General features: G+C 67.4%; 28 protein-coding genes. 9 read left to right on the forward strand and 19 right to left on the reverse strand.

The features are described from left to right. The first annotated feature begins 55 nt into the window (after positions 1-55). Positions 56-1243 (forward strand): DegT/DnrJ/EryC1/StrS family aminotransferase, encoded by a 1188-nt coding sequence (locus tag PSA7680_RS02640; protein ID WP_139838532.1) that lies wholly within the window; start codon positions 56-58, stop codon positions 1241-1243. Here PSA7680_RS02640 and PSA7680_RS02645 read toward each other — a convergent pair. From PSA7680_RS02645 to phaC, 5 genes are all read right to left on the reverse strand, one after another. Further along, positions 1240-2220: a LysR family transcriptional regulator gene (locus PSA7680_RS02645; RefSeq protein ID WP_085867099.1), complete on the reverse strand. Its 981-nt coding sequence runs from the start codon at positions 2218-2220 to the stop codon at positions 1240-1242. The genes PSA7680_RS02640 and PSA7680_RS02645 overlap by 4 nt on opposite strands. Before the next feature lie 7 nt (positions 2221-2227). Then, entirely contained in the window at positions 2228-2776 is a 549-nt protein-coding gene (phaR, locus tag PSA7680_RS02650) for a polyhydroxyalkanoate synthesis repressor PhaR (RefSeq protein ID WP_085867100.1), read from the reverse strand. A gap of 146 nt (positions 2777-2922) precedes the next feature. After that, on the reverse strand, positions 2923-3363 hold the full coding sequence (locus tag PSA7680_RS02655) for a phasin family protein (RefSeq protein WP_085867101.1): 441 nt from the start codon (positions 3361-3363) through the stop codon (positions 2923-2925). Positions 3364-3634: 271 nt separating this feature from the next. Continuing rightward, positions 3635-4105, reverse strand: coding sequence for a phasin family protein (locus PSA7680_RS02660; protein WP_085867102.1), 471 nt, complete (start codon positions 4103-4105; stop codon positions 3635-3637). A gap of 118 nt (positions 4106-4223) precedes the next feature. Further along, positions 4224-6026 (reverse strand): class I poly(R)-hydroxyalkanoic acid synthase, encoded by a 1803-nt coding sequence (gene phaC / locus PSA7680_RS02665; RefSeq protein ID WP_139838529.1) that lies wholly within the window; start codon positions 6024-6026, stop codon positions 4224-4226. 107 nt (positions 6027-6133) lie between these two features. Here phaC and phaZ point away from each other — a divergent pair, with 107 nt between their 5' ends. Further along, complete coding sequence (gene phaZ / locus PSA7680_RS02670) at positions 6134-7417, forward strand: polyhydroxyalkanoate depolymerase (RefSeq protein ID WP_085867104.1); 1284 nt, start codon at positions 6134-6136, stop codon at positions 7415-7417. 166 nt (positions 7418-7583) lie between these two features. Here phaZ and PSA7680_RS02675 read toward each other — a convergent pair whose 3' ends face one another. The 7 genes from PSA7680_RS02675 to PSA7680_RS02705 all read right to left on the reverse strand — a co-directional run bounded on the left by PSA7680_RS02675 (position 7584) and on the right by PSA7680_RS02705 (position 12920). Next, positions 7584-8294, reverse strand: a complete 711-nt coding sequence (locus PSA7680_RS02675) for an alpha/beta fold hydrolase (protein ID WP_085867105.1) — start codon at positions 8292-8294, stop codon at positions 7584-7586. Between the two features lie 126 nt (positions 8295-8420). Next, entirely contained in the window at positions 8421-9077 is a 657-nt protein-coding gene (locus PSA7680_RS02680; protein ID WP_245824418.1) for a hypothetical protein, read from the reverse strand. After that, positions 9077-9508 carry a VOC family protein gene (locus PSA7680_RS02685; RefSeq protein ID WP_085867106.1) on the reverse strand — a complete coding sequence of 144 codons (432 nt, stop codon included), beginning with the start codon at positions 9506-9508 and terminating at the stop codon, positions 9077-9079. Before PSA7680_RS02685 ends, PSA7680_RS02680 begins: the two co-directional genes overlap by 1 nt. A gap of 57 nt (positions 9509-9565) precedes the next feature. Beyond that, a complete protein-coding gene (locus PSA7680_RS02690) occupies positions 9566-10549 on the reverse strand; it encodes an alpha/beta hydrolase (RefSeq protein ID WP_085867107.1) in 984 nt (327 codons plus the stop codon). Between the two features lies 1 nt (position 10550). Further along, on the reverse strand, positions 10551-11306 hold the full coding sequence (locus PSA7680_RS02695) for an alpha/beta fold hydrolase (protein WP_085867108.1): 756 nt from the start codon (positions 11304-11306) through the stop codon (positions 10551-10553). A gap of 156 nt (positions 11307-11462) precedes the next feature. Next, positions 11463-11828 (reverse strand): DUF805 domain-containing protein, encoded by a 366-nt coding sequence (locus tag PSA7680_RS02700; protein WP_085867109.1) that lies wholly within the window; start codon positions 11826-11828, stop codon positions 11463-11465. 90 nt (positions 11829-11918) lie between these two features. Further along, positions 11919-12920, reverse strand: a complete 1002-nt coding sequence (locus tag PSA7680_RS02705) for a DUF2125 domain-containing protein (RefSeq protein ID WP_085867110.1) — start codon at positions 12918-12920, stop codon at positions 11919-11921. A gap of 68 nt (positions 12921-12988) precedes the next feature. Between PSA7680_RS02705 and PSA7680_RS02710 the strand changes: the two genes are divergently transcribed. From PSA7680_RS02710 to PSA7680_RS02725, 4 genes are all read left to right on the forward strand, one after another. Next, positions 12989-13546 (forward strand): gamma-glutamylcyclotransferase, encoded by a 558-nt coding sequence (locus tag PSA7680_RS02710; RefSeq protein ID WP_085867111.1) that lies wholly within the window; start codon positions 12989-12991, stop codon positions 13544-13546. A gap of 68 nt (positions 13547-13614) precedes the next feature. Then, a complete protein-coding gene (locus tag PSA7680_RS02715) occupies positions 13615-14991 on the forward strand; it encodes a biopolymer transporter ExbB (RefSeq protein WP_245824419.1) in 1377 nt (458 codons plus the stop codon). Between the two features lie 3 nt (positions 14992-14994). Continuing rightward, positions 14995-16983 carry a peptidoglycan -binding protein gene (locus PSA7680_RS02720; RefSeq protein ID WP_085867112.1) on the forward strand — a complete coding sequence of 663 codons (1989 nt, stop codon included), beginning with the start codon at positions 14995-14997 and terminating at the stop codon, positions 16981-16983. A gap of 4 nt (positions 16984-16987) precedes the next feature. After that, positions 16988-17503 carry a GNAT family N-acetyltransferase gene (locus PSA7680_RS02725; protein WP_245824420.1) on the forward strand — a complete coding sequence of 172 codons (516 nt, stop codon included), beginning with the start codon at positions 16988-16990 and terminating at the stop codon, positions 17501-17503. Positions 17504-17617: 114 nt separating this feature from the next. On the opposite strand, the gene PSA7680_RS02730 is transcribed toward PSA7680_RS02725, so the two are convergent. Then, a complete protein-coding gene (locus tag PSA7680_RS02730) occupies positions 17618-18355 on the reverse strand; it encodes a Bax inhibitor-1/YccA family protein (RefSeq protein ID WP_085867113.1) in 738 nt (245 codons plus the stop codon). 149 nt (positions 18356-18504) lie between these two features. After that, entirely contained in the window at positions 18505-18723 is a 219-nt protein-coding gene (locus PSA7680_RS02735; protein WP_085867114.1) for a DUF1127 domain-containing protein, read from the reverse strand. A 123-nt stretch (positions 18724-18846) separates the two neighbouring features. Here PSA7680_RS02735 and PSA7680_RS02740 point away from each other — a divergent pair, with 123 nt between their 5' ends. Further along, positions 18847-19758, forward strand: coding sequence for a LysR family transcriptional regulator (locus PSA7680_RS02740; protein WP_085867148.1), 912 nt, complete (start codon positions 18847-18849; stop codon positions 19756-19758). Here the strand turns inward: PSA7680_RS02740 and PSA7680_RS02745 are convergent. Then, positions 19737-21785, reverse strand: a complete 2049-nt coding sequence (locus PSA7680_RS02745; protein WP_085867115.1) for a cation:proton antiporter domain-containing protein — start codon at positions 21783-21785, stop codon at positions 19737-19739. The genes PSA7680_RS02740 and PSA7680_RS02745 overlap by 22 nt on opposite strands. A gap of 2 nt (positions 21786-21787) precedes the next feature. After that, positions 21788-22396 (reverse strand): NAD(P)H-dependent oxidoreductase, encoded by a 609-nt coding sequence (locus PSA7680_RS02750; protein ID WP_085867116.1) that lies wholly within the window; start codon positions 22394-22396, stop codon positions 21788-21790. A gap of 162 nt (positions 22397-22558) precedes the next feature. Here PSA7680_RS02750 and truA point away from each other — a divergent pair, with 162 nt between their 5' ends. After that, positions 22559-23329 carry a tRNA pseudouridine(38-40) synthase TruA gene (gene truA / locus PSA7680_RS02755; RefSeq protein ID WP_085867149.1) on the forward strand — a complete coding sequence of 257 codons (771 nt, stop codon included), beginning with the start codon at positions 22559-22561 and terminating at the stop codon, positions 23327-23329. 42 nt (positions 23330-23371) lie between these two features. On the opposite strand, the gene PSA7680_RS02760 is transcribed toward truA, so the two are convergent. Both PSA7680_RS02760 and PSA7680_RS02765 read right to left on the reverse strand, forming a co-directional pair. Beyond that, complete coding sequence (locus PSA7680_RS02760; RefSeq protein ID WP_085867117.1) at positions 23372-23677, reverse strand: AzlD family protein; 306 nt, start codon at positions 23675-23677, stop codon at positions 23372-23374. After that, positions 23670-24407: an AzlC family ABC transporter permease gene (locus PSA7680_RS02765; protein WP_085867118.1), complete on the reverse strand. Its 738-nt coding sequence runs from the start codon at positions 24405-24407 to the stop codon at positions 23670-23672. Before PSA7680_RS02765 ends, PSA7680_RS02760 begins: the two co-directional genes overlap by 8 nt. A gap of 91 nt (positions 24408-24498) precedes the next feature. Between PSA7680_RS02765 and PSA7680_RS02770 the strand changes: the two genes are divergently transcribed. After that, positions 24499-25056 carry a helix-turn-helix domain-containing protein gene (locus PSA7680_RS02770; RefSeq protein WP_245824421.1) on the forward strand — a complete coding sequence of 186 codons (558 nt, stop codon included), beginning with the start codon at positions 24499-24501 and terminating at the stop codon, positions 25054-25056. A gap of 132 nt (positions 25057-25188) precedes the next feature. On the opposite strand, the gene PSA7680_RS02775 is transcribed toward PSA7680_RS02770, so the two are convergent. Continuing rightward, the gene (locus PSA7680_RS02775) at positions 25189-25689 is read right to left on the reverse strand and encodes an Lrp/AsnC family transcriptional regulator (protein WP_085867120.1); all 501 of its coding nucleotides are present in this window, start codon (positions 25687-25689) and stop codon (positions 25189-25191) included. Positions 25690-25782 lie beyond the last annotated feature (93 nt).

The following is a 25782-nucleotide window of genomic DNA, read 5'->3' on the forward strand; positions in this document are numbered from 1 at the left end:
CTTTACAATGCTGCGTGATACGGTTTTTCTGAACAAAACTTTCAGAAAAGGCAAAATCATGCAGGCCCCCAACGTCTATGACGCCGATCCGATCCCGGCCGAGGCCCTCGCCGAGATCGAACGGCTGTTCACCAACGGCGATCTCTTCCGCTACACCTCCGAGGATGCCCCCGTGGCCCTGCTGGAGCAGGAGTTCGCCGCGCTGATGGGCAGCAAGTACGCGCTGGCGGTGGCCTCCTGCTCGGCGGCGCTGTTTCTCTCGCTCAAGGCGCTCGGCCTGCCGCGCGGCGCGCGGGTGCTGATCCCGGCCTTCACCTTCGCCGCCGTGCCGTCCGCCGTCGTCCATGCCGACTGCACCCCGGTGCTCGTGGAGGTGGCGGAGAACTACCGCATCGATCTGGCGGATTTCGAGGCCAAGCTCGCCGCCGGGGCCGAGGCCGTGCTGATCAGCCACATGCGCGGCCACACCTCCGACATGGACGCGATCCTCGCTCTCGCGGAGGCCCACGGCGTGCCGGTGATCGAGGACGCCGCCCATTCGCTCGGCACGCTCTGGCACGGTCGCAGGATCGGCACGCTGGGCAAGGTGGGCTGTTTTTCCTTCCAGTCCTACAAGATGGTGAACGCAGGCGAAGGCGGCATCCTCGTGACGGATGACGACGATCTGATCGCCCGCGCCGTGATCATGTCGGGCGCCTACGAGCACAACTGGAAGAAACACCCGGTGGTGCAGGCGCGCTTCGCCCATTGGCAGAACCGGCTGCCGCTCTACAACACGCGGCTCTCCAACCTCGCCGCCGCCGTCATCCGCCCGCAGCTCGCCCTGCTGGAAGAGCGCGTGCGCAAGGGGCGCGCCAACCACGATTACGTGGCGGCCCGGCTCAACACCTCCCCCGCGCTGCATGTGCCGCCGCCGCTGCCCGGCGAAACCCGGGCGCCGGATTCGATCCAGTTCAACCTGCGGGGCCTCACGGCGGCGCAGGCCGACGCCTTCGCAAGGGCCGCCAAGGCCCGCGGGGTCTCGGTGCAGATCTTCGGACGCAGCAGCGACAACGCCCGCGCCTTCTGGAACTGGCGGTTCCTGGCGGAGGTGCCGGAGTTGCCCAAGACGCGCGCGATGCTGATGAACGCCTGCGACGTGCGCCTGCCCGCGCGGCTGACGCGCGATGAGCTGGATGTCATCGCCGGGGCGCTGCTGGATGCGGCGGAGGAGGCCACCGGCGGGGTGCCGGACGCCGCCTAGCGCACGCCCTGCCCTGCCAGCACGCGCAGCCCCTCGGCCGCCGGACCGAGCCGGGCGCGGGCGGGGGCGATCACCTGCTCCGGCAGCAGCGCGCGCACGCGGCCGGCCACCTGGGCCGGGATGTCCTGCAGCAGCTCCCGCCGTGCCACGAGCGACAACCGCCGCGAGAGCGGTGCGAGCGGCAAAGGGTGCACCTCGATCTGGGGCAGGAAGCGCTGCGCGCGCATGATCCCGAGAGGGGTGAGGATCGTCCACCCCTCCCCGGCGGCGACCATGGCAAGAATGGCGTGGTAGCTGTCGAGTTCGTAGCGGTGGGCCAACGTCAGGTTCTCGCGCAGAAGATGCGCGCTGATCTGGCGGCCCATGAGCTGCCGGGCGGAATACTGGATCAGCGGCAGGCGCGCGAAATCCTCCAGCCGCGACGCGCGCGGCACACGCCCGGCCGGAGCGACGGCGACGAAGGGCTCCTCCAGCAGCGGGTGCACCTCGGCCCACTCGGGCACCTCCCCGCCGTCGGCGGCGATCACCACGTCCAGTTCGCGGGCCAGAAGCTGGCCCGAAAGCCGGTGGCTGGCGCCGGTTTCCAGCAGGAACTGGCACTGCGGCAGATCCGCGGCGAGCCCGTGCAGCAGCGCCGGCGTGAGATCGGCGTCGAAATCCTCGATCACCCCGAGCCGCAGGCGCGTGAGCGCCGCGAGATCCTGCCGCGCCAGCTCGGCCCGCGCCATGGCGGCCTCGTTGAGGATGGACTGCGCCCGGCGGCGAAAGACGGTGCCCGCCGGCGTGAGCGTCACGGGCCGTGCGGACCGTTGCAGAAGCGTCGTGCCGAGCGCGGTTTCAAGGGCGGTGAGCTGCTGGCTCACGGCCGAAGGCGAGGCCCCGAGGCGGCGCGCAGCCGCCGAAACGGACCCTTCTTCCACCGTCGCCAGAAAGACCTCGATCCCCCAGAGCGTGATCCGCGAGGCGCTGCCCGCCATCGGCGGCCTAGTCCTTCAGGCGGGAAAGCTTGGCCTGGAGATCGGCAAGCTGGCTCTTGATCTCGTCCAACTCGCTGGCGGCGGCGTCCCGTTCCGGTTGCGGGCCGGAGCTTTCCGACCAGCCGCCCGTCATCGCCTTCAGGAAGGCCTTCTGCTGCGCCTGCATCGCCTCGAAGCCGGGCATGGCCGACATCGGGTTGGGGATGGTGGTGAGGTTTTCCATCATCTTGGACTGCCCGTCGCGCAGCATGTCGAAGGACATGGCGAGGAAATCGGGCACGAAGCTCTGCGCCTGGTTGGTGTAGCTGCGCACGAGATCCGTCAACACGTTGATCGGCAGCACGTTCTCGCCGCGGCTCTCGTGTTCGGCGATGATCTGCAGCAGGTATTGCCGGGTCAGATCGTCGCCGCTCTTGAGATCGATGATCTGCACCTCGCGGCCTTCGCGGATGAACGAGGCGATATCCTCGAGCGTCACGTAATCGCTGGTTTCGGTGTTATACAGCCGGCGGCTGGCATAACGTTTGATCAACAACGGCTTGTCCTGTTCAGACACGGCATCCCCTTCCTTCTGCAGTGCAGAGAGCCTATGTCACCCAGCGGGAAAATCAACAAAAAGAAAACGAGAAAAGGCAGACCTTCGCAGGTCTGCCTTTCGCGATTCACATCGGCTGGGAGGGAACCGATGTGTTCTGGTATGCCTTATTTGGCAGCGGCCTTGGCGGCTTTCGTCGCTTCGGTGGTCGCTTTTTTCACGGCGGCGGTGGCATCTTCGGAGAAGTCCTTGCCGGCAGACAGCATCAGCTCGACGGTTTCCATCTGCACCTTCTTGGCCACTTCAGCGAAGGCGGCCATGTTCTCGGCAGCGGTTTCGGCGGAAGCGGAGGCGAAATCGGTCACGGCCTTGGTGTAGTCGGTCGGCTCGGACTTGACGGCGGTCACGTCGCCGAGGCGGGCGATGGTGTCTTTCGTCCACTTCGCGGAGATCTCGGCGGATTTGTCGGCAGCTTCGAGGGCAACCTTGGACAGTTTCTCGCCGATCGCGGCTTGGGTCTTGAAGGCGTCTTCGAAGGCTTTGGTGTCCATCGGGAAGGCGGCCATCATGTCTTGCATGACTTTGGTGAAATCCTGGGTCTTGGTCATCGGTCTTGCTCCATCGGGGCGCCCGATCAATTCGGAGGCGGACCCCATTAAGTTATCCTATGGTCAACATACTCGCTGCATTGCAGCATTTCAAGGTTTTTTCTGCATTGCGGCGTAGTTTTTCTGCAATCGCAGCACCACCCCTGATTGCATAGCGCGGCCATGCAACACCGGCATGACCACCATGTATCGGGCATGAAACGAAAAGGGCGCGCCGCCGGCGCGCCCTCCCCTACTTTCCGCGCGGCCCCGCGGGCCAGCGCAGATGGGCTTACTTCTTGCCGCCGGTGGCCTTCGTCAGCTCGTCGGTGGCCTTCTTGACGGCGGCCTGCGCGTCGTCGGCAGCCTTCTTCATCGCGGCCTGGGCGTCTTCGTTGAACTCCTTGCCGGCGTTCACCAGAAGCTCGACCGTCTCAAGCTGCACCTTCTTCACGATCTCGGCGAAGGCGGCCATGGATTCGGCGGTCTTCTCGGCGGAAGAGGAGGCGAAATCCGTCATCGCCTTGCTGATCTCGGCCGGATCCGTCTTCACGGAAGAGGCGGCCCCGATCTTGGCGAGCGTGTCTTTCGTCCATTTCGCGGAGAGATCGGCGGATTCCTCGGCGGCGGACAGGGTGATCCTGGACATCTTCTCGCCCAGCTCGGCGGAAGACTTGACGGCCTCTTCGAAGGCCTTGGTGTCCACGTTCATGGACGCCAGCGCGTCCTGGAAGGTTTTGGCGAAATCGGGCGTCTTGGCCATGGCGCATCTCCTGAAATGGCGTTTCTCAATTCCTGCACCGAATATGTTTGCTGCAGCGCAGCATTTCAACCCCCTCATGCTGCAGTGCAGCAAAAAATTTCCAAGCCCCTGCCCTACCTCACTTTTCCTTCGACAGCACGTAGGTGCCCGGCGCCGCGCAGAGCAGCTTGCGGCCGTCGTCCCCGGGTTTGCGGGCCGGAACCATCGCGCCGGAACGCTTGGCCAGCCATTGCTCCCAGGTCGGCCACCAGGAGCCTTCGTGGAAGGTGGCCTCCGCCTGCCAGGCATCGGGTTCTCCGGCCGGCGCGGCACCGGTGTAGTGGCCGTATTTCTTCTTGCTGGGCGGGTTGATGATCCCGGCGATATGGCCGGATTCGCTCAGAATGAAGGTCTTGGAGCGGGAGCCGAACTGCTTGACGCCGTTGAAGCTCGATTTCCACGCGGCAATGTGATCGGTCTCGCAGGCGATGGCGCAGACGGGCACCGTGACGTCCTTGATGTGCAGCCGCTCGCCGCAGACCTCGAAGCCCTTGGTGGCGAACTCGTCGTCCTGGCAGAGGCCGCGCAGGTATTCGATGGCCATGCGCCCCGGCAGGTTGGTGGAATCGCCGTTCCAGTAGAGCAGATCGAAAGCCGGCGGCGCCTCGCCCAGCATGTAGCTGCGGATCGCGGGGGTGTAGATCAGATCGTTGGAGCGCAGGTAGGAGAAGGTGCGCGACATGAAGAAGGAGTCGAGCACGCCGTTCTCGCGGCATTCCTCTTCGATCCCGTCCACGAAACCGTCATCGAGGAACACCCCCACCTCGCCCTGATCCGAGAAATCGGTGAGCGTGGTGAACAGAGTGGCGGAGTTGACGGATTTGTCGCCCCGTTTCTTCATCAGCGCGAGGGTGAGGCTGAGCGTGGTGCCGGCGATGCAGTAGCCCACCACGTTGATCTTCTCCTGCGCGGTGATCGCCTTCACCTCGTTGATCGCCGTCAGGTAGCCCTCTTCGATGTAGGTATCCATGCCCACGTCGGCGTAGCTTGCATCCGGGTTCACCCAGCTGACCACGAAGAGCGTGTAACCCTGATCCACGATCCACTTGATCAGCGAATTCGCGGGCTTGAGATCCATGATGTAGAACTTGTTGATCCACGGCGGGAAGATCAGCAGCGGCGTCTTGTGCACCTGTTCGGTGGTGGGCGCGTATTGGATCAGCTCGAACATGCGGTTGCGGAAGACGACGCTGCCCTCGGTGGTGCCGATGTTCTCGCCCACCTTGAAGGCGTTCTTGTCGGCCAGCGTCACCAGGAGTTCGCCGCCGTTGGCCTCGATGTCGCGCACGAGGTTCTCAAGCCCCGCCACCAGCGACTCGCCTTCCGTTTCCACCGCCTTCTCCAGCGCGTCCGGGTTGGTGGCAAGGAAGTTCGTGGGCGACAGCATGTTGATGATCTGCTGGGAGAAATACTCCAGCCGCTTCTTGTCCTTCGGGCCCAGCCCTTCGACATCGGCCACCGATTGCGCGATGGCTTCCGACGTCAGCAGATATTGCTGCTTGATGTAGTTGAAATAGGGGTGCGTCTGCCAGAGCGCGTTCTTGAAGCGCGGATCCTGCGGCGTGTGATCCTCCGGCGCTTCCAGCTTGCCCGTGGCCAGCAGGTGCTGCGCCTCCACGTAGTGCGTGAGCGCCTTGCCCCAGTAGCTGATCTGATGCTCGAGGATCTTGGCAGGGTTGTTCACCATCTCCGCCATGTAGGCCGCGGCCGCCTTCATGTAGAGATCCTGCCCCGGCGCCTGCAACGAAGGATCGATGTTGCGCTTGTGCGACAGCGCGGCGACAAGCCGTTGGGAAAGCTCCTCGATCTTGGCGAGGTTCTCGTTCAGACGATCGAGATTTTTCGCTTCTTTGTGGTCTGCGCCGGATTGCTCTGTTGTCATAATAATTTTGTACCCCTAAGATTTGCCGCAGGTGCATAATAATTTCGCCGCAACGCTGCGTCAAAGCGGCGAAATGAACCGGGCGGCGCCGGCGAGAGGGAAAACACATGCGACACATGGCAACATACGACCTGATGGAAAGTGTGCGCAACACCAACCAATGGCTCGGCGCCACGGCGCTGGCCTTTGCCTCCTACCCCATCACCGGCCTCGTGCCGCATCCGATGTTCCAGTGGATGGCGGCCTGGGGCGAAGTGACGGAGCGCACTTTCGCCCGCATGGTCGCCAAGCCGGACTGGGGCATCCACTCCGTCTCCTGCCCCGACGGGCGCGATCATCTCGTGCAGGTGGACGTGAAGCTCTCCCGCCCCTTCGGCGATCTGATCCACTTCAACGTGCTCGGCCGCCCCGAGAAGGAGCGCAAGGTGCTGCTCGTCGCTCCGATGTCCGGCCACTACGCCACGCTGCTGTGCTCCACCGTCAACAGCCTGCTGCCCGATTGCGAAGTCTACATCACCGATTGGCACAACGCGCGCGACATCCCTGTTTCCGCCGGCAAGTTCGATATCGAGGACTACACCCTCTACCTTGTCGATTTCATGAAGGAACTGGGCAGCGATCTGCACGTGATCGCCGTCTGCCAGCCCGCCCCTCTGACCCTCGCCGCCACCGCCTATCTCGCCGCCGAGGATCCCAGCGCGCAGCCCAAGACGCTCACGCTGATCGGCGGCCCGATCGATCCCAACGCCGCGGCCACCGACGTGACGGATTTCGGCCACCGGGTGACGATGGGCGTGCTCGAAGAGATGGCGATCCAGCGCGTGGGCTTCAAATACGCCGGCGTGGGCCGCATGGTCTATCCGGGGCTTCTGCAGCTGGCCTCCTTCATGTCGATGAACGCCGACAAGCACTCCAAGGCCTTCTTCGACCAGATCCAGCGCGTCGCCCGCGGCGAGGCCGGCGACCATGACAAGCACAACCGCTTCTACGATGAATACCTCGCCGTAATGGACATGCCGGCGGAATTCTACCTCTCCACCGTGGAACGCATCTTCAAGAACGGCGAGATCGCCGCGAACGAGTTCGTCGTCGATGGCGTGAAGGTGGATATCGGCGCGATCACCGACGTGGCCGTGAAGACGGTGGAAGGCGCCAAGGACGACATCACCGCCCCCGGCCAGTGCATCGCCGCGCTGGGGCTGCTCACCGGGCTTCCCGAGAGCAAGAAGGCCAGCCACGTGGAGCCCGGCGCGGGCCACTACGGCATCTTCGCCGGCCGCAGCTGGCGCGACAACATCCGCCCGATGGTGCTGGAGTTCATCGACAACAACTCCGGCCGGACGCCCCCCGCCGCAAAGGGCAAGGGCGAGGCCAAGCTCAAGGCCGTCTGAGGCGGCTTTTCGGAAAGCATCCAACGCCCGCGCAAGCGGGCGTTTTCATTCTTGCACCAGCGCGCCCTTTCGCACCCCTGGCCCTGGGCAGGGGCAAAGGCCCCCCAATGGGGAAGGCCGGGGTCCGGCCGGCAGAGCCGGCCAATCTCCGTGATAGGTTTTCGCGCTAATGCAGCACCAGCGGCGCTTTCAGCCATTCGCCCAGCGCCGCCGTCAGCGCCACCGGCTGCTCCAGCGGGGCCAGATGGCCCGCCTGCGCGATGGTGCGGATCTGGCCGTGCGGCATCAGCCCGGCCATGACCTCGTGCCGGTGCACCGGGCAGAGCGCGTCATACTCGCCGCAGATGGCAAAGGCCGGCAGCTTCGCCATGCGCAGCGTCTTCTGCTGGTCCGGCCGCCGCTGCATCGCGCGGGTCTGCCGGATGAACACCTCGGGCCCGAGATCCATCCCCATGCGGCGATACTGCGCCAGAACCCGCTCGCGGTTCCCTTGCGGCGCGAGGTAATCGGGTTTCATCTCGTCTTCCAGCGCCTGCTCCAGGCGGCCGAGTTTCGCGGCCATGATGAGCGGCTCGCGATCCGCCGCCACCGTGGGCAGTTCCGCCAGCGGGCTGGTGTCGATCAGGGCGAGCCGGGTGACCTGTTCCGGCGCAAGCCGCAGGATCTCCATCGCCACCATGCCGCCGAGCCCGTGCCCGGCCAGCGCGAAACGCGGCGGGGCGGCCTGCAGGATGAAACGCGCCATCTCGGTCACGGTCTCGCCTTGCGTCACGGGGCCGATCACGACGCAGCGATCCTGCGACAGCCGCGCGATCTGGTGGGTGAACAGGCGGGCATCGCACATCATGCCCGGCAAGAGAAGCAACGGCTCGTGCATCCTGACCTCGTGGATTGTTACTTGTTATTGAGGTCAATGCTGCCGCAGGCGCGTTTGTTTCCAAACCGAAAACAGAGCGCCCACATTTGGATTGCCTGCCACCTGTGGCCCGGATGCCGCGGCCCGTCAGGCCCAGCGCGCCGGGATTTCCGGCTGCGCCACCCCGCGAAACGGCGGGAAATCCGTGTAGCGCCGCCGGCGCTGCCCCGGCGGCTCGGCAGGGCTTTCGCCGCCCCGAAGAACAAGATGATGCGGCTTGATCCAGCTGCGGATCGCGCGCAGCGGCGCCTCGTTCCACGTCAGATTGAAGGCGGCCAGATTCGGGAAGAAGAGCATCTGCGAATAGGGCAGATGATCGTGCACCCACCACGCCAGGTCCCGCCAGTCCCGCCCCTTCTCGTATTGATCCGCGAACCACGGCACCACGACACAGGCGCAGGCCCCCATGTGGCCCTCCGCATCGCGCAGATCCCAGATGTGCACACCGCGGTTGCCCTCGTTGCCGCCGCAGTTCAGCTTGCGCTCGTTGCCGAAGGCGTTCAGCGCCGCCGAGCGGTAGGCCGAGCGGATGGCGATACAGCCGAAGGTTTCATGCAGCGGGTCCAGCAGTTCGACGGCCAGCCGGCGGCCCGCCGCGATGGCGAGATCCGGATCATCCGGCACGTTGGGCACGCCGTGGAAATTGCCGATCTCCGAATGGAGCATGTCCCGCATGTAGAAGTATTTCGAGAGCCGCACGCGGCCCAGCGTCTCCAGGCTCCACATGCTGGCCGGCCTGCGCATCAGCCCGCCCCGTTCCACTGGAAGGCGCCGTCGGGCGCGAGTGGGGAAAAGGGGTTGTAGGCGATTTCCCAGACATGGCCGTCGGGATCGGCGAAGTAGCCGTGGTGGCCGCCCCAGAACACGTCCTGTGCCTCCTTCAGGATCCGCGCGCCGGCCGCCTTCGCCCGCGCGAGAAGCGGCGCCACCTCCTCGCATGAACGCAGGTTGTGCGCCAGCGTGATCCCGGAGAAGCCGCCGATCTCCGCCGGATCCATCCCCCACTCCTCCGCCAGTTTTTCCTTCGGGTAGAGCCCCAGCGTCTGACCGATGAGATCGAAGGCGACGACGCCATCCGGGCTGTCCACCCGCACCCAGCCGAGCGCCTCGTAGAAACGCGCCGCGCGTTCGAGATCGGCCACGCCGAGGGTGATCAGGCTCACTCGCTGCTCCACCGGGGCTCCTTTCCGGGCGTCAGGGCATGTTCGCCTTACGTTCTCACGCGCCGCGCCTCATTGCAAGCTTTCGATCCAGGCGCCGATCGCCTCCACCGCGGGCTGCGTGCCGGCCGGGGACAGGATGTCGCCGGCGATGACGTGGTGGAACGGATCGCCCCCCTCTCCGCCGTCCATGTTGACGATCTTCACCGGCCCGCCCCAGCGCGCCGCGATTTCGCGGGTGATGTCGGGGCGCACGACGCGATCCTCGTCCGAGAAGACGAAGAGCGCCGGGATCGAGACGGAGCCGTAATCCTGCGACGCCGCGTGTTTGACGGCGGCCGCCATCGGCAGCACCGAAACCGTCGGGTAGCGGGTCGTCCAATAGGTGCCGTGGCCCTCGTTCTGTGGCTCGAAAGCACGTTCCGCGCCGCCCACGAGCCCCACCCAATGGCGCGCGGCCGGCCATGTCAGCAGCGGCGCCAGCGGGTTGTTGATGCCGAAGTTCGGGCTCACGAAGACGATGCCCGCCACGTCTTCCACCAGCGCCGGCTCAAGCGCGGCAAGGGCGGCGAAGGTGCCGCCGGTTGAGGTGGTGATCAGGATCACCTCATCGCCGATCGCACGCCCCACGGCCACCGCCTCGGCCATGTCTTCCATCCAGTCCTGCACCCGCGGCTCCGCCATCGCCGCGCCGCCCCGGCCGTGGCCCGACAGGCGCGTGAAATGCAGGTTCGCCCCGAGCGCTTCCGCCAACCTGTCCGGCACCGGGCGGATCTCTTCGGAGGTGGCCGAGAAACCGTGGACGTAGACCAGCGCCAGCGGCGTGCGCGCGCCCACTTCGCCGGCCCAGTGCACCCGCTTCGCCACGCCGGGCGTCAGATCCTCGAACCCGGCTTCCTGCGCGGCGAGATAGGCATCGACCCCGCCTTCAAGCTGCGCCGCGTCGAAGCGCACGTCCTCGTGCAGCGGCTCGTAGGGGCCGAAGGCGACCAGCAGCCCGACGACGATCACCACGAGCAGCAGCCCGCGCCCGATCCATTTCCCCAGCCGGCGCATCTCAGCCCTCCCCGGCCCGGTTCAGAACCTTCTCGATCGTCTTCTCGATCAGCACGAGGCAGGGCGGCGAAGAGAAGCTGTGATCGGCCCCCTTCACCAGCGTCAGCCGCATGTCCTCGCACGCGGCGTGCTCCAGCAGCGCCAGCGCCGTTTCGGTGCTCACCGCGGTATCGGCGGTGCCCTGAAGGCAGCGCACCGGGAAGGGCAGCGGCAGCGGCTTGTCCATCACCAGGTGATCGCGGCCATCCTCGATCAGGCGCCGCGTGATAATGTAGGGTTCGCCATATTCCGAAGGCACCGCGATCTGCCCCTCCTCCATGACCTGCCGGCGCTCCGCCTCGTTGAAGGAGGCCCAGAAGCCTGCCTCGGTGAAATCCGGCGCCGCGGCGATCGTCACGAGGCCCGCCACGCGCGCGGGCAGCGCCTGGGTCATCAGCAGCGAAATCCAGCCGCCCATCGAAGAGCCCACCAGCACCTGCGGACCCTCGGTCAGCGCTTCGATCACCGCCCGCGCATCCGCCGCCCAGTCGCCGATGCAGCCATCGGTGAAATCCCCGCCGCTCTGGCCATGCCCCGAATAGTCGAACCGCAGGAAGGCGCGCCCGCTGCGCTTCGCCCAGCCCTCCAGGTGCACCGCCTTGCTACCCTCCATGTCGGATTTGAACCCGCCGAGAAACACCACCCCCGGCCCCTTGCCGGCCGTGCGATGATAGGCAATGCGGCGCCCCTCGGGCGTCTCCAGAAATTCAACCGCCATGATCCCTCCCGGATTGAAACTGCACCTCGACGAAATCGCACGCAGGGGCCGTTCTGGCAACGGGCTTTGCCCTTCCCCTTGCGGCAAATACCTCGGGGGAGCCGCGCCGCGAGGCGTGGCGGGGGCAGAGCCCCCGGCCCTGCCCCTTCGCCTGCGTCAGGTCAGCGGGTTGGGCGCGCCGTAGGCGTTGTCGCCCTCCTGGCTGGGCTGCACGTAGAAATAGAGCAACACCAGCGCCCCGATGATCGGGATGAAGGCCAGCAGCAGCCACCAGCCGGATTTTCCGACGTCATGCATCCGGCGCGCGGCGACGGCGATGTTGGGGATGATGAGGCCAAGGCTCACGAGCATCGAAATCGGCTGACCGCTCTCGGGGCCGGTTCCGAAGATCAGCCCATCGATGATCGAGGTGATCGTGAGCAGGATCAGAACGGCGAGCCACCACCACCAGAATTCCGCGCGCGGGGCGCGGCCCGAGAAGGTGGCGTAGTTGGAAAGAACGCGGCTTATGGCTGCCTGCATGACATATCTCCCTGATTTCAATGCCGTCAGCCTAGCGGGATTTCGCCGCGAGCAAAGGATTTTCCGCACGCGCCGGCGCCGATGGCCCCGTCAGCGCAGACGCAGCACCGGGGCCGGGCCGAGGGGCACGAAGCCCAGCATCATCCGCCCGCCCTTGAAGGTGATCGGCGCATCGATCGTCTGGCTGTTGCCCGACAGCCCCGCGATCGCGGCAAGCCCGCGCTCCAGCGGCTCGGCATATGGCTCGGGCAGCAGCCCGCTCTGCACGGCGATCTCCAGCATCTCGCGCCAGTTGGTCGCGCGGATGGTGATCCGCCCTTCCGGAATGCCCGCCGAATCGATGTCGAGCGTGCCGGCCAGCCGCAGATCCAGATCCCCCCAGGCGGCCTGCACGGTGCCCAGTTCCAGCCGCCGCGGCTGTGGACGGGCCTCTTCGATCGCGTAGCGGTCCCATGGCGCATCGAAGGCCATCGTGGCGTCGATCTTCAGGGTCTCGAAGGCATCGGGCAGCCGCTTGAGCGGGTCCATCCGGGCAAGGATGTCGGAAGCGGGCTTCACGTTGCGCGCCTCGAAGAAGAGATCGTAGGTGTTGGCCCGCCCGGCCGCCTCGCGAATGGCGAATTCGCCGCTGTCGGTGGCCGCCGTCCAACCTGCGGTGGAGCTCAGCGCGAGATTTTCCAGCTCGAAGGTCGCCCGGCTCAAGGCGAAGGCCTGCGCGGGCCGGAACAGCACGCTGCCGCGCATGACGTCGTTGGTCACGGTGATCTTTTCCTGCGGCGTGGCCACGACCTGCGTGCGCGGCCATGCGGCGATGACGTGGCCGGGCTTGTAGCTCAGCGCCAGGATCTGGAACATCGGCGCTTCCCACGCCAGCCCGCTTTCGGGATCGGCGAGGATCAGATCCTCCGCCATGGTGTCGAACCGGTTGGGAAAGCCGTGGGTCTCAAGGCTGCCGTATTCCGCCACCCAGCCGTCGGCCTGCCGGTCCGCGAACCACCCCTTCAGGCCGTTTTCCACGGCGCGCGCGCCGATGAACCAGTAGCCGCTCCAGCCCAGGGCCGCCGCCAGGATCAATCCGATCAGCCAACGCATGATGTCGTGCCTCTTTCCACTTGTGACGTGCTGATGTTTATAGGGCGCAAACGGGAAGGACCAGACAGATGACGCAAAGCCCCCTCTGGGTATTCGGATACGGCTCCCTGATGTGGAACCCGGAATTCCCCCATGCGGAACGCCGGCTGGCGACGCTTTCGGGGTATCACCGGTCCTTCTGCATGTGGTCGATCCACCACCGCGGCACCGAGGAAAATCCCGGCCTCGTGCTCGCCCTCGATCCGGCCGAAGGCGCCCACTGCCGGGGGGTGGCCTTCCGGGTGGAAGAGGCCCACCGCGAAACCACCCTCGCCCGCCTGCGCGAGCGCGAACTCGTCTCCTCCGCCTACATCGAAGTCTGGCGCGAGATCACGCTGGATGACGGCCGCCGCGTGGAAGCCGTGACCTACGTCGTCGATACCGAGCACGCGCAATACACCGGCGCGCTGCCGCTGGAGCGCCAGGCCGAGGTGATCGCCCGCGCGGTGGGCGGGCGCGGCCCCAACACCGAGTATCTCTACAACACCGCCGCGCATCTGGGCGAACTGGGCATCGAAGACGCCGATCTGAGCTGGCTCTGCAACAGGGTGCGCGAACTCGCGGCGCCCTCGGCGGCCACCTCCTGAATGCGGTTGGCTTGCCGCGGGCTTCGCCCTATGGTGGCGGCAAGAAGAAACAGATCAGGACCGTCCACATGGACCACCCGGATCGCGAGGCCGTGGCACATTTCTCGCAACCCGTGCGCCAGATCACGGAGATGCTCCTTGTTCTCGGCCTCGTCGGCGCCGGGGTCTACCTCGCGTATCCCCGCGTGGGCCCCGTCTTCCTGTCCAACCTCTACCTGAACGGCTTCATCGCCTTCGTCTTCGTGATCGGCGTGCTGGCCTGTTTCTGGCAGGTGTTCCAGCTTGTGCGCTCGGTCAACTGGATCGAGGGCTTCGTGGCCGGCCACCCCGGCCACGAGATGGTGCGCGTGCCGCGCCTGCTGGTGCCGCTGGCGGCGCTCCTGTCCGGGCGCGCATCGCGCCAGCAGATCAGCTCTTCCTCCGCCAGCTCGATCCTCGAATCCGTGGCCACCCGGATCGACGAGATCCGCGACATCACCCGCTACATCACCAACCTGCTGATCTTCCTCGGGCTGCTCGGCACCTTCTACGGGCTGGCCACCACCGTGCCCGCGCTGGTGGACACGATCCGCGCCCTCGCCCCGGAAGAGGGCGAAGGCGGGGTGCAGGTCTTCACCCGGCTCATGGGCGGGCTCGAACAGCAACTTGGCGGCATGGGCACGGCCTTCGCCTCCTCGCTCCTGGGCCTCGCCGGCTCGCTCGTCGTCGGACTCCTCGAACTCTTCGCCAGCCACGGCCAGAACCGCTTCTACCGCGAGCTGGAAGAATGGCTCTCCACCATCACCCGCGTCGGCATCACCGCCGGCGACGGCGACGGCAACCTCGATCACGACGCCGTGGCCACGGTGCTCGACCACATGGCCGGCCAGATGGAAGCCATGCAGGACATGGTCGCCCGCTCCGACGCCGCCCGCGCGCAGGTGAACGAGCGGCTCGACGCTCTCGTCAATGCCGTCTACGCGCTCACCAACAAGCTGGAAGTGGACGCCGGCGCCGCCGGGGCGCTCGAACGCGTCGCCGACGGGCAGGAACGGCTGCTGGCCATCCTCAACGTGCAGGCCGAGGAAGGGCTCGCCCACGGTGGCGGGCTGGACGCCGAAAGCCGGATGCGCCTGCGCTCGATCGACGTGCAGCTGCTGCGCGTGCTCGAAGAAATCGCGGCCGGGCGGCAGGAAGCCGTGACCGATCTGCGCACCGATCTCGCCGTGCTCACCACCGCCGTGCGCCAACTCGTGCGCGCCAACCGCGCCGGCGGCGGGCAAGGTGGGGGCCAGGGCGGCGGCGGCAAAGGCCCCAACCGCGGCGGCAACCAGGGCCAGGGAAATCCGGGCCAGGGGAATCCGGGTCAGGGAAACCAGGGCCAAGGCAATCAGGGCCAAGGCAATCACGGCGGGCCGAACGCCGGCCCCAACCGGGGCGGCCCCGGCGGCGGGCGTCAGGGCTAGGCCATGGCGCTGTCGCGACGCACCGGCGCCCGTTTCCAGGCCTCGATCTGGCCCGGCTTCGTGGACGCGATGACGGCGCTTCTGCTGGTGCTGATGTTCGTGCTGACCATCTTCATGGTCATCCAGTTCGTGCTGAAGGAAACGATCACGGGGCAGGAAACCGAGCTGGACGCGCTCTCCAACGAGGTCAGCAGCCTCGCCCGCGCCCTCGGGCTGGAGCAGCAGCGCGTGGCCGATCTGGAGGAAGAGGTGGGCACCCTCACCGGCACTCTGGAAGACGAGCGCAGCACGATCCAGACGCAGCTCGCCATGATCGCCGCGCTCACCGCGCGCAACAACGAACAGGCCGATCAGCTCGCCGCCCAATCCGCCGCGCTGGATGATTTCGAAGCCCGCGTCGCCGCCCTGCTGCTGGAGCGCGACGCCGCCCGCGAGGAAGGCGCCGCCCTGGCCGCGACCCTCTCCGAAACCGAAGCCGCGCAGGCCGCCCTCGCCGAGGAGCGCGACGCGCTGCAGATCGCCCTCGCCAATGCCCGCAGCGAGATCGACGCACAGGCCGAACAGGCCCGCCTCGCGGCGGCGCAGGCCGATGCGATGCAGGCGCTGATCGAAGATCTCCGCCGCGAAAGCGCGGAGCAGTCCACCTCGCTCGCAGAGGCCCTAGCCCGGCTCGAGCAGAGCGAATCCGAGGGCGCGGAACTTTCCCGCCGCCTGGGCGAGACGGAGGCCCAGCTGTCCGAAGCGGAGCGCGCGCGGCTGTCGGAGATGGCCGCCGCCGAAGCCCTGCGCGAACGCCTCGCCGGCGCCGAAGCCGCCCTCACCGAGGAAGAGCGCGCCCGCCTCACGGAAGCCGCCGCCGCCGAGGCCCTGCGCGCGCGGCTGGAAAACGCCGAGGCCGAGCTGACCGCGATGACGCTCGCCCTCGAAGAGCAGCGCCGCGAGGCCGAGGAAACGCTGACCCTGCTGGCCGCCGCAGAGGCCGCCCGTGACGATCTCGACGTCAAGCTCGCCGCCGCCCTGCTCGCCCAGAAGACGACGGCCGAGGATCTGGCCGCCAGCCAGGCCGCGCTGGACGAAGCCGTGGCGCGCATCGAGGCGCTCGGCCGCATCGAAGGCGACAAGGCCGACATCGAACAGCAACTCGCCGCCGCGCTCGCCGCGCAGGCCGCCGCCGAGGCCCGCGCCGAAGAAACCCTCTCGCAGGCCGACGAGCGCGCGCGGCTGCTGGCGACGGCGCAGCTGGCGCTCTCCGAGGAAGAGGCCAAATCCGCCGCCGCCCAGAGGCAGGTCGCACTGCTCAACGAGCAGGTCAGCGCGCTGCGCACCCAGCTCGGCACGCTCCAGGCGCTGCTGGACGCCTCCGCCGCCGCCGATGCTCAGGCGCAGGTCCAGATCGACGCGCTCGGCACCCAGCTCAACGCCGCCCTCGCCCGTGCCGCGGCGGAGGAGCGCAAGCGCCGCCAGCTGGAGGAAGCCGAGCGCAAACGGCTGGAGGCCGAGGCCGCGGCGCTGAAGGAGAAGGCCCGGGATCTGGAAAGCTACCGCTCCGAGTTCTTCGGGCGCCTGCGCGACATCCTCGCCGGACAGGAAGGTGTGCGCGTGGTGGGCGATCGTTTCGTCTTCTCCTCCGAAGTGCTGTTCCAGCCCGGCTCCGCCACCCTTTCGCCCGAGGGCCGCGCCCAGATCGCCCAGATCGCCGGCATCCTGCGCAACATCGCCGGGGCCATCCCGCCCGAGGTCAACTGGATCATCCGCGTGGACGGCCACACCGACAACGTTCCCCTCTCCGGCAACGGCGCCTTCCGCGACAACTGGGAGCTGTCGCAGGCCCGCGCCCTCTCGGTGGTGCGCTACATGGTGGATTTCCTCGGCATCCCGCCGCAGCGGCTCTCCGCCAACGGCTTCGGGGAATACCAGCCGATCAACCCCGCCGACACGCCGGAAGCCCGCGCCCAGAACCGGCGCATCGAGCTGAAGCTCACCGAGCGCTGAGCACGTGGCTGATGTCTCCCCGCCCTTCGTGATCCGCCCCGCCCGTCCGGGGGATCTGGCGGCGGTGGATGCGCTGCTGGCCCGCGCCTACCCGGCGCTGCTGAAACCCGACTACCCGCCATCCGTCCTCGTCACGGCCCTGCCGCTGATCTCCCGTGCCCGCCCCGAACTGCTCGCCAGCGGCACCTACTACGTGGCGCAGGCCGAAGACGGCGCCATCCTCGGCGCCGGCGGCTTCACGGCGCAGGCGCCGGGCGGCGCGGCGCGCCGGCCCGGGCTCGGCCACATCCGCCACGTCGTCACCGATCCGCACCAGCTGCGGCGCGGGATCGGCGCCGCCCTCATGGCCCGCAGCTTCGCCGAAGCCCGCGGCGCGGGGCTCGCCGCCCTCGCCTGCCAGAGCACCCTCACCGCCGAGCCCTTCTACGCGGCCTGCGGCTTCGAACGCCTCGGCCGCATCACCGTCCCGCTGGCGCGCGGCATCGATTTCCCCGCCATCGCCATGCAGCGCGCGCTCTGACCTTTCCTCTCGCCCCAAATACCTCGGGGGTGCGGGGGCGGAGCCCCCGCGCGAGCCTAAGAAAAAGGCCGGTGCTTTCACACCGGCCTTCGCCATTTCAATGCCTGCCTGCGCTTATTCGCGATTTCCGAAGAGTTGCAGCAGGAACATGAACATGTTGATGAAGTCGAGATAGAGGCTCAGCGCGCCCATGATGGCGGCCTTGCCGAGCCACTCGCTGTCCATCGCGTGGGCGTGGGCGAGATAGTCGTTCTTGATCTTCTGGGTGTCATAGGCGGTGAGGCCGGCGAAGATCAGCACGCCGAGGATCGACACGGCGAACATGATCGCCGGGCTTTGCAGCCAGATGTTGATCAGCGACGCCACGATCAGGCCGATGACGCCCATGATCAGGAAGCTGCCCATGGCAGAGAGATCTTTCTTGGTGGTGTAGCCCACCAGCGAAAGCCCCGCGAAGGCGATCGAGGTCACCAGGAAGACCTGGGCGATCGACATGCCGGTGAAGGCCACGAAGATCCAGGCCATGGAAAGCCCCATCACCGCGGCGAAGGCGTAGAAGAACAGCTGCGCGCCGGCGGCCGTCAGCCGGTTGATCGCCGCTCCGAAGGCAAAGACCATGATCAGCGGAGCGAACATCACGACCCAGCCGAGGATGTTCATCTTCAGCGTCACCGGATCACGGAAGATCCCCAGCAGTTCGGGCGAAGAGCCCACCGCCCATGCCACGAGGAACGTCAGCAGGGTGCCGACGGACATCGTCGCGTAGACCTTGTTCATATGTGCCCGCAGACCTTCGTCGATCTGCGCGGCGCGAGCGCCAGTTTGAGCGCGGACCGTATCGAATTGAGCCATTCATGCCTCCAAGTTGAAACTTCAGGGCAGCCCGCAAGGGATTGCGGCCGCCTTCCCCGCAAATATCGGGGCAGGCAGCCGCGATTTCAAGGATTTCCGGGCCCGTCGGGCGTCGATTTTTCCCGGCGGCGATAGGCCTTGAGGTATTTTCAGCAGCGCCAGGCGGCGGGCACGTCCCAGATCGGGCGCGCGGCTTCCGCGGCGGCCTGCGAACGGCTCAGGCCAAGGTCGCGCAGGGCGGCGCGATCCAGCGTTTTCAGGCTCTGGCGGGTGCGCCAGGCGGCTTCGGCCGCCAGCAGGCGGGAAAGGACGGAGCGGCGGGCGGGCCGAAGCGCGGCGGCGCGGGCGGGGGTGGCGAGGGTCTGCATGGGGCTTTCCTTTCCAATCCGTGATGTGTCTCAGGGGTCGCATGATTTCCGTTGATGTATATGGCCGCCTGTGCTGTATTTGTGAAATGAATGATTTTTGACTCTTGCATCACGGATCTTGATATGCCCCGCAATCTCGACATGACCGCCCTGCGCTCCTTCGTGGCCGTGGCCGAATCCGGCGGCGTCACCCGGGCGGCCGGCTTCCTGAACCTGACGCAATCGGCGGTCTCCATGCAGTTGAAACGGCTGGAGGAGTCGCTCGATCTGCAACTTCTGGACAGGTCCGGGCGCGGTATCGCGCTGACGGCGGCGGGCGAACAGCTGCTGGGCTACGCGCGGCGGATGCTGCAACTGAACGACGAGGTCTACGCCCGCCTGACGGACCAGGCCTACGAGGGCGAGGTGGTTCTGGGGGTGCCGCACGACATCGTCTACCCCGCCATCCCGCAGGTGCTGCAACGGTTCAACGCCGAATATCCGCGCGTGCGCGTGAACCTGCTGTCGAGCTACACCCGCAACCTCAAGGCACAGTTCGCACGGGGCGAATGCGATCTGATCCTCACCACCGAGGACGACTGCGACAGCGGCGGCGAGACCCTGCGCAACCTGCCGCTGATCTGGGTCGGCGCGCCCGGCGGGCAGGCCTGGAAACAGCGCCCCCTGCGGCTGGCCTACGAGCACAACTGCCTGTTCCGCAGCACGGTGCTGGACGCGCTCGACTCCGCCGGCATCCCCTGGGAAATGGCGGTGGAAAGCGATTCGACCCGCACCGTGGAGGCCAGCGTCTCCGCCGATCTCGCGGTGCACACCTCGCTTGCGGGCATGGAGCCGCCCTATTTCGAACGGATCGCCCACAACGGCGCCCTGCCCGAGCTGACCGGCAAGAAGATCAACCTCTATACCGCCGACGCCACCTCGGATCCGATCGTCCGCGATCTGGCGGCACTTCTGCGACAGGCCTATGCCAAGACGGACAGGCCAGCGGACAGGCCGACGGACAGGCCGCTGCTTCAGGCGGTGTCGGGCGGCTGATCGCCACTTTCCCCGCCGCCCGAGGCCGCCGCCTCGGCCTCCACGTCCTTGCTGCTGGGCGGCACCCAGCCGCGCTGGTAGCGGCCGCCGAAGGCATTGCCCGTGCCGCGCATCTCGGCCTCCATGTCCTCGCGCATCTCCTTCGCCCGCGCCACGTAGGGCGCGTTCAGGTGGGTCGGGATCTCCGGATCGTAGAGCGCGGCCAGTTCGCGCAGCTGCCTGCGGTCCTGGCGCTCGAAGCCGCGCACCATGCGCTCGGCCTCGAAGGGATGCGCGCCCAGCGCCTCCAGCGCCGAGCGCCCCGCCCGCAGGGAGCTGTCGAAGGTTTCGCGGATGATGTCATGGGCGCCGGCGGCGAACAGCTCGTAGACGTGGTGCCGGTTGCGGGCCCGCGCCACGATGTGGACATGGGGGTGGTTCTGGCTGACGTAGCGCGTGAGGTCGGTGATCCGGTGCTCGTCGTCGATCGCCACGACCAGCATCTTGGCCTCCGCGATCCCGGCGGCGTGCAGCAGATCCGGCCGCGTGGCATCGCCGTAAAAGACCTGCGCATCGAAGGCGCGCAGCATCTCGAGCTGTTCGAAGGCATGATCCAGCACCACCGTCTTGTGGCCGGCGGCCAGCAGGATGCGGTTCACGATGCCGCCGAACCGGCCGAAGCCGGCGATGATGATCGGGCCGGAGTCGTCGATCTCGTCGTGGGGGCGCGTCTGCGTGCCCGACAGACGCGGCAGGATCACCTTGTCATAGAGGATGAACAGCCCCGGCGTGAGCAGCATCGACAGCGCGACCACCAGCAGGAGCTGATCGGCGATCGCCTGCGGGATCACCTTGTTGGCCACCGTGAACGACAGCAGCACGAAGCCGAATTCCCCCGCCTGCGCCAGTCCGAGTGAAAACAGCGCCTTGTCGGCCCCGCGCACCCCGAAGGCATAGGCCAGCCCCAGAAGCACCGCCGCCTTCAGCAGCATCAGCCCCAGCGTGAGCCCGAGGACGGTGAAGAACTGCGCGCCCAGCAGCCCGAAGTTGATGCCGGCGCCCACCGTCATGAAAAAGAGCCCCAGCAGAAGGCCCCGGAACGGATCGATGTCGCTTTCCAGCTCGTGCCGGAACTCGCTGTTGGCCAGCACCACGCCCGCAAGGAAGGTGCCAAGCGCCGGCGACAGGCCGACGAAGCTCATCAGCACCGCGATGCCGATCACCATCATCAGCGCGGTGGCGGTGAACAGCTCGCGCAGGTTGGCCATGGCGACGAAGCGGAACACCGGCCGCGTCAGGAGCGAACCAGCCACGATGACGAAGCCGATCGCGCCGATCGTCACCAGCGCACGCAGGTAGCCGGGGATGGTTTCGATCCAGGCCGGGCCGGCGGCGCCGTGCCCATGGTCGCCCCCGTGGTCGCCCCCGTGATCAGCGCCGTGATCGGCGCCGTGATCTCCCCCGTGGCCCGCTTCGGCCCCATGCGCGCCGGCGGTGGCATGGCCCTCGGCCGCGCCCCAGCCGTCGATCAGCTCGGGCATCGCCAGCAGCGGAATGAAGGCCAGCATCGGGATCACGGCGATGTCCTGGAACAGCAGCACCGAGAAGCTCGCCTGACCGCCTTCGCTCTTCATCAGCCCGCGTTCGTTGAGCGTCTGCAGCACGATCGCCGTGGACGACAGCGACACCACCAGCCCGATCGCCAGCGCGACGGTCCAGGGCAGCCCCATGGCCAGCGCCGCCGCCATGACGAGCCCCGCCGTCAGCGCGACCTGAAGCCCGCCCAGCCCCAGAAGCCTGTTGCGCATCTCCCAGAGCAGGCGCGGCTCCAGTTCGAGGCCGACGAGGAACAGCATCATCACCACGCCGAATTCGGCGAAGTGCTGAAGGCTGATCACGTCCACGTCGAGCGCGGCGAGGATCGGGCTGATGGCGATGCCCGCCAGCAGGTAGCCCAGCACCGAGCCGAGCCCGAAACGCGAGGCCAGCGGCACGGCGATCACCCCGGCCACGAGAAAGATGAAGGCAAGGATCAGGAAGCTTTCCATGCTCAGGCCTCCGCTCTCAGGCGCAGCGTTTCATGGGTGAAGACACCGCCCGCGCCGGCCGTGGCCATGTCGAAGCGGTCGTCGCGCAGGGCCTCCAGAAGCGCCCGGTAGCCCTCGGCATGGGGGGAAAGCGCATCGGCAGCAGCGGCCTTGAGCGCGCCGTAGAGCACGTAGGGCGGCAGGAAATGCATCTTGGAGAGCCGTGCCGTCTGTTCGAGCGGGGTCAGGAAGGTGCGCAGATCATGGTGCTGGTAGCCTTCCGGGCGATAGGCGCTTTCCGGCCCGGCGGCGGTGACGGCCAGCATCATCGCCTTGCCTTCAAGCTGCGTGCCCCCGGCGCCGTAGGCGAAGCCGTGTTCCAGCACGAGATCGATCCACTCCTTCACCAGCGAAGGCGTGGAATACCAGAACAGCGGAAACTGGAAGAGGATCACGTCATGCTCAAGGAGCCGCGCCTGCTCGGCCTCGATGTCGATGTCGAACCGCGGGTAGGTGGCGTAGAGATCCACCCGGCTGATGCCGGTGACCTGCTGCGCCGCCTCCCACATGGCGCGGTTGGCGCGCGAATGCCGGTGCCCCGGATGGGCGTAATACAGAAGCAGTCTGGCCATCGGTTCCCGGCCCCCCGTTGTCGCTGAGCATTCGGGCCAGTCTAGCGCCCGCGGCCCGCAGGCCAAGGATTTCCTTGCCGGCGGGGCGCGGCGTGCCGCGATCCGCCCCCCCGCCCTACGGCACCGATGGACTTTCGCGCCCGTCCCGGCTATCTGCGCCCCATGCCCAGATATGCCCTGAAGATCGAATACGACGGCGCCCCCTTCGCCGGGTGGCAACGCCAGAAACAGCACCCCTCGGTGCAGCAGGCCGTGGAAGAGGCCCTGCGCAGGCTGCAACCGGACGCGCCGGGCATCGCCGCCGCCGGGCGCACGGACGCCGGCGTGCACGCGCTCGGGCAGGTGGCTCATTGCGATCTGGTGAAGGAATGGGATCCGTTCCGGCTCAGGGAGGCGCTGAACCACCACCTCAAGCCCCTGCCCGTCGCGATCCTCGAAGCGGTGCAGGTGGACGAGGGCTTCCACGCCCGCTTCTCCGCCACCGAACGGCGCTACCTGTTCCGGCTCCTGTGCCGCCGCGCCCCGGCCACCCATGAGCGCGGCAACGTCTGGCAGGTGGCCTATCCGCTGGCGCTGGCGCCGATGCAGGAGGCCGCCAGACGCCTTCTCGGGCGGCATGATTTCACCACCTTCCGCTCCACGATGTGCCAGGCCGACTCGCCGGTCAAAACGCTGGATGCGCTCGACATCGAAGAGATCGCCGTGCCGTATGGGCAGGAATTCCGCTTCCACGTGCGCGCCCGCAGCTTCCTGCACAACCAGGTGCGCAGCTTCGTGGGAACGCTGGAGCGCGTCGGCGCGGGCGCCTGGACGCCGGATGACGTGCAGGCCGCGCTGGAAGCGCGGGACCGCGCCGCCTGCGGGCCGGTCTGCCCGCCGCAGGGGCTCTACCTCGCCCATGTGACCTATCCGCAGGATCCGTTTCAGGCATAGGGCAGCCCCCGCCTGCGAGGGGGGCTGTGCATCCGTTGCCCTCTACCCCAGCGCCCGCAGGATCGCCACGGCAGCCATGCCCGCGATCATCGACAGCGGCACGCTGCGGAAGGCGAAGGCCACGCCCAGCGCCACTGCGCCGCCGGCCCATTCGACGGGGCCGCCCTGCACCATCAAGAGCGCCACGAGCGAGATGATGAGGCAGCCCGGAAGCGCCTCCAACCCGCGCGCCCAAGGCCCCGTGCGCGGCAGGCGCTGCGCCAGCAGGAAGCCCGAGAGCCGGATCGCGAAGCTCGCCGCGGCCAGCCCGAAGATCGTCAGCCAGATCACCCCATCCTGTTCAGACATCGCCCTGCACCCCCGCGATCACGGCCCCGGCCAGCGCGCCGAGGATCAGCGCCCAGCTGGCCGCCAGCGGGGTGAACAGCATCAGCACGCTCACCGTCACCGCCGCGCCCGCCCAGGGCTTCAGATCCCGCGCCCCCCGCCAGAGCCCGGGCAGCATGGCCACGAACCCCGCGGCCAGGGCGAAATCCACCGCCAGCCGCTCCGGCGAGGCGATCAGCGCCGACATCCCGTGGCCGGCGACGGTCACCGCGATCCATGTCACGTAGAGCAGCAGCGCCCCGCCGGTCAGATACCAGTAGCTCGCCTGCTCCCCCTTGGCGCGGGAGGTCTGCAGCAGGGCCGCCGAGGCGTCGGTGGTCAGATGCGCGCCCAGCGCGATCTTCCACGCCGCCTGCCCGTCGAGCGCGTCGCGCAGGCTAGCCGTCGTCAGCAGCATCCGCAGGTTGAGCGCTGCCCCCGCCATCACCGCCGCCAGCGCCCCGGCCTCAGCCCCCAGCCGCTCCAGCGCGATCATCTGGGCAGAGCCCGCGAACACCAGCGTGCTGAACACCCCGGACTGAAGCAGCGACATCCCGCCCTGCGCCGCCAGGACGCCGAAGGCCGCCCCGTAGGTGGCCACGGCGAAAGCCAGCGGCAGCATGTCCCGAACGCCGGCAAGCGCCTCGCGCAGCGGCTGGGGCTGTGGTTGGGGTTGGGGCACCCCCTCTGGGGCGAGGCCGGAAGATGTCATGGATTGACCCACCCTATCGAACAGTGTTCATTATGACGAACATACGGCGTTCGCCAAATCAGTCAACCGTTCGATGAAGGAAGCTTCGCCCATGCCCCAACCCGCCCCGAACGAAATGATCGCCGCCGCCATCCGCCGCGAAAGGGCGAAATCCGGCCTGAGCCTTTCGGCGCTGGCCGAGGCGGCCGGGCTTGCGAAATCCACCCTGTCGCAACTGGAAAGCGGCCGGGGCAACCCCTCGATCGAAACCCTCTGGGCCATCGCCACAGCGCTCGGTGTGCCGTTTTCCTTCCTGTTCGAAACCCCGACACCCGATGTCACACTCGTGCGCGCGGATGAGGGCCACGGCGTGGGCTCCGATCACGCCGCCTACCACGCCACGCTGCTCGCGCCCTGCCCGCCCGGCCTGCGGCGCGACATCTACCGCGTCGAACTTGCCCCGGGCACGCCCCGCCGCTCCGAGCCGCACCCGCCCGGCACCGTGGAGCATTGCCTCCTGGTGGCCGGGGAAGCGCGGATCGGCCCAGCAGGCGCGGAGGAGATCCTGCACCCCGGCGACTACTACCGCTACCCGGCGGATATGAGCCATGTCTACGAGGCGCTCGCCCCGGCGACACGGCTAGTCATGGTCATGGAATCAAGGGGTTAGGCCGAAGCGTCCGATCAAACCTTCCAAACCCTCTTTGCCCGGCGGCACGCCGGGCAGCCCCGCACGCAGTCGGGAGCCGCCCCCTATCAAACTGATTGGAATTTGGCTTGGCCTGACGGAGGCGGATAGTGCCTAGGGCTCCTGGCTGAGCCGGGCCTCCAGCACCTCGAAGGGCACGCCGGGCTCATCCTTGGCGCAGCGGATCACGAGCGATGTTTTCACGCTGGCCACGTTCTCGGCGGCGGTGAGCTGCTCGGTGAGGAAGGTCTGGAAGGTCGAGAGATCGGGCGCGGCGCATTTGAGGATGAAATCCACCTCGCCGTTGAGCATGTGGCATTCGCGCACAAGCGGCCATTCGCGGCACCGCTCCTCGAAGGCGCTCAGATCCGCCTCGGCCTGCTTCACCAGCCCGACCATGGCGAAGACCTGCACCTCGAACCCGAGTTCGCGCGCGTCCACGTCAGCGTGGTAGCCCCGGATGTAGCCGTTTTCCTCCAGCGTGCGTACGCGGCGCAGGCAGGGCGGCGCCGAGATCCCGACGCGCTTGGCCAGTTCGACATTGGTCATCCGCCCGTCGGCCTGGAGTTCGGCAAGAATCTTTCGGTCGATCGGATCGAGTTTGGCGCCCGGCATTGGGTCCTCTTGGCTGTTTGGCGATTTTGCGAAGTCTATTCCATTGCGCGGCACTGGCGCAATATTATTTCACGGTTGCGCAATTAAGTTAAA

The sequence above is a fragment of the Pseudoruegeria aquimaris genome, from assembly GCF_900172235.1.
Taxonomy (GTDB): Bacteria; Pseudomonadota; Alphaproteobacteria; order Rhodobacterales; family Rhodobacteraceae; genus Pseudoruegeria; species Pseudoruegeria aquimaris.

What these genes read in the sequence shown, in the direction of transcription:
- PSA7680_RS02745 (WP_085867115.1), bottom strand. Translation starts at nt 21,785, where the DNA reads ATGGAAAGCTTCCTGATCCTTGCCTTCATCTTTCTCGTGGCCGGGGTG.
- PSA7680_RS02645 (WP_085867099.1), bottom strand. Translation starts at nt 2,220, where the DNA reads ATGGCGGGCAGCGCCTCGCGGATCACGCTCTGGGGGATCGAGGTCTTT.
- PSA7680_RS02705 (WP_085867110.1), bottom strand. Translation starts at nt 12,920, where the DNA reads ATGCGTTGGCTGATCGGATTGATCCTGGCGGCGGCCCTGGGCTGGAGC.
- phaZ (WP_085867104.1), top strand. Translation starts at nt 6,134, where the DNA reads ATGCGACACATGGCAACATACGACCTGATGGAAAGTGTGCGCAACACC.
- PSA7680_RS02710 (WP_085867111.1), top strand. Translation starts at nt 12,989, where the DNA reads ATGACGCAAAGCCCCCTCTGGGTATTCGGATACGGCTCCCTGATGTGG.
- PSA7680_RS02720 (WP_085867112.1), top strand. Translation starts at nt 14,995, where the DNA reads ATGGCGCTGTCGCGACGCACCGGCGCCCGTTTCCAGGCCTCGATCTGG.
- PSA7680_RS02765 (WP_085867118.1), bottom strand. Translation starts at nt 24,407, where the DNA reads ATGACATCTTCCGGCCTCGCCCCAGAGGGGGTGCCCCAACCCCAACCA.
- PSA7680_RS02660 (WP_085867102.1), bottom strand. Translation starts at nt 4,105, where the DNA reads ATGGCCAAGACGCCCGATTTCGCCAAAACCTTCCAGGACGCGCTGGCG.
- PSA7680_RS02775 (WP_085867120.1), bottom strand. Translation starts at nt 25,689, where the DNA reads ATGCCGGGCGCCAAACTCGATCCGATCGACCGAAAGATTCTTGCCGAA.
- PSA7680_RS02735 (WP_085867114.1), bottom strand. Translation starts at nt 18,723, where the DNA reads ATGCAGACCCTCGCCACCCCCGCCCGCGCCGCCGCGCTTCGGCCCGCC.
- PSA7680_RS02690 (WP_085867107.1), bottom strand. Translation starts at nt 10,549, where the DNA reads ATGCGCCGGCTGGGGAAATGGATCGGGCGCGGGCTGCTGCTCGTGGTG.
- phaC (WP_139838529.1), bottom strand. Translation starts at nt 6,026, where the DNA reads ATGACAACAGAGCAATCCGGCGCAGACCACAAAGAAGCGAAAAATCTC.
- PSA7680_RS02730 (WP_085867113.1), bottom strand. Translation starts at nt 18,355, where the DNA reads ATGGCTCAATTCGATACGGTCCGCGCTCAAACTGGCGCTCGCGCCGCG.
- PSA7680_RS02700 (WP_085867109.1), bottom strand. Translation starts at nt 11,828, where the DNA reads ATGCAGGCAGCCATAAGCCGCGTTCTTTCCAACTACGCCACCTTCTCG.
- PSA7680_RS02770 (WP_245824421.1), top strand. Translation starts at nt 24,499, where the DNA reads ATGCCCCAACCCGCCCCGAACGAAATGATCGCCGCCGCCATCCGCCGC.
- PSA7680_RS02750 (WP_085867116.1), bottom strand. Translation starts at nt 22,396, where the DNA reads ATGGCCAGACTGCTTCTGTATTACGCCCATCCGGGGCACCGGCATTCG.
- truA (WP_085867149.1), top strand. Translation starts at nt 22,559, where the DNA reads ATGCCCAGATATGCCCTGAAGATCGAATACGACGGCGCCCCCTTCGCC.
- PSA7680_RS02760 (WP_085867117.1), bottom strand. Translation starts at nt 23,677, where the DNA reads ATGTCTGAACAGGATGGGGTGATCTGGCTGACGATCTTCGGGCTGGCC.
- PSA7680_RS02675 (WP_085867105.1), bottom strand. Translation starts at nt 8,294, where the DNA reads ATGCACGAGCCGTTGCTTCTCTTGCCGGGCATGATGTGCGATGCCCGC.
- PSA7680_RS02695 (WP_085867108.1), bottom strand. Translation starts at nt 11,306, where the DNA reads ATGGCGGTTGAATTTCTGGAGACGCCCGAGGGGCGCCGCATTGCCTAT.
- PSA7680_RS02680 (WP_245824418.1), bottom strand. Translation starts at nt 9,077, where the DNA reads ATGCGCAGGCCGGCCAGCATGTGGAGCCTGGAGACGCTGGGCCGCGTG.
- PSA7680_RS02655 (WP_085867101.1), bottom strand. Translation starts at nt 3,363, where the DNA reads ATGACCAAGACCCAGGATTTCACCAAAGTCATGCAAGACATGATGGCC.
- PSA7680_RS02715 (WP_245824419.1), top strand. Translation starts at nt 13,615, where the DNA reads ATGGACCACCCGGATCGCGAGGCCGTGGCACATTTCTCGCAACCCGTG.
- PSA7680_RS02740 (WP_085867148.1), top strand. Translation starts at nt 18,847, where the DNA reads ATGCCCCGCAATCTCGACATGACCGCCCTGCGCTCCTTCGTGGCCGTG.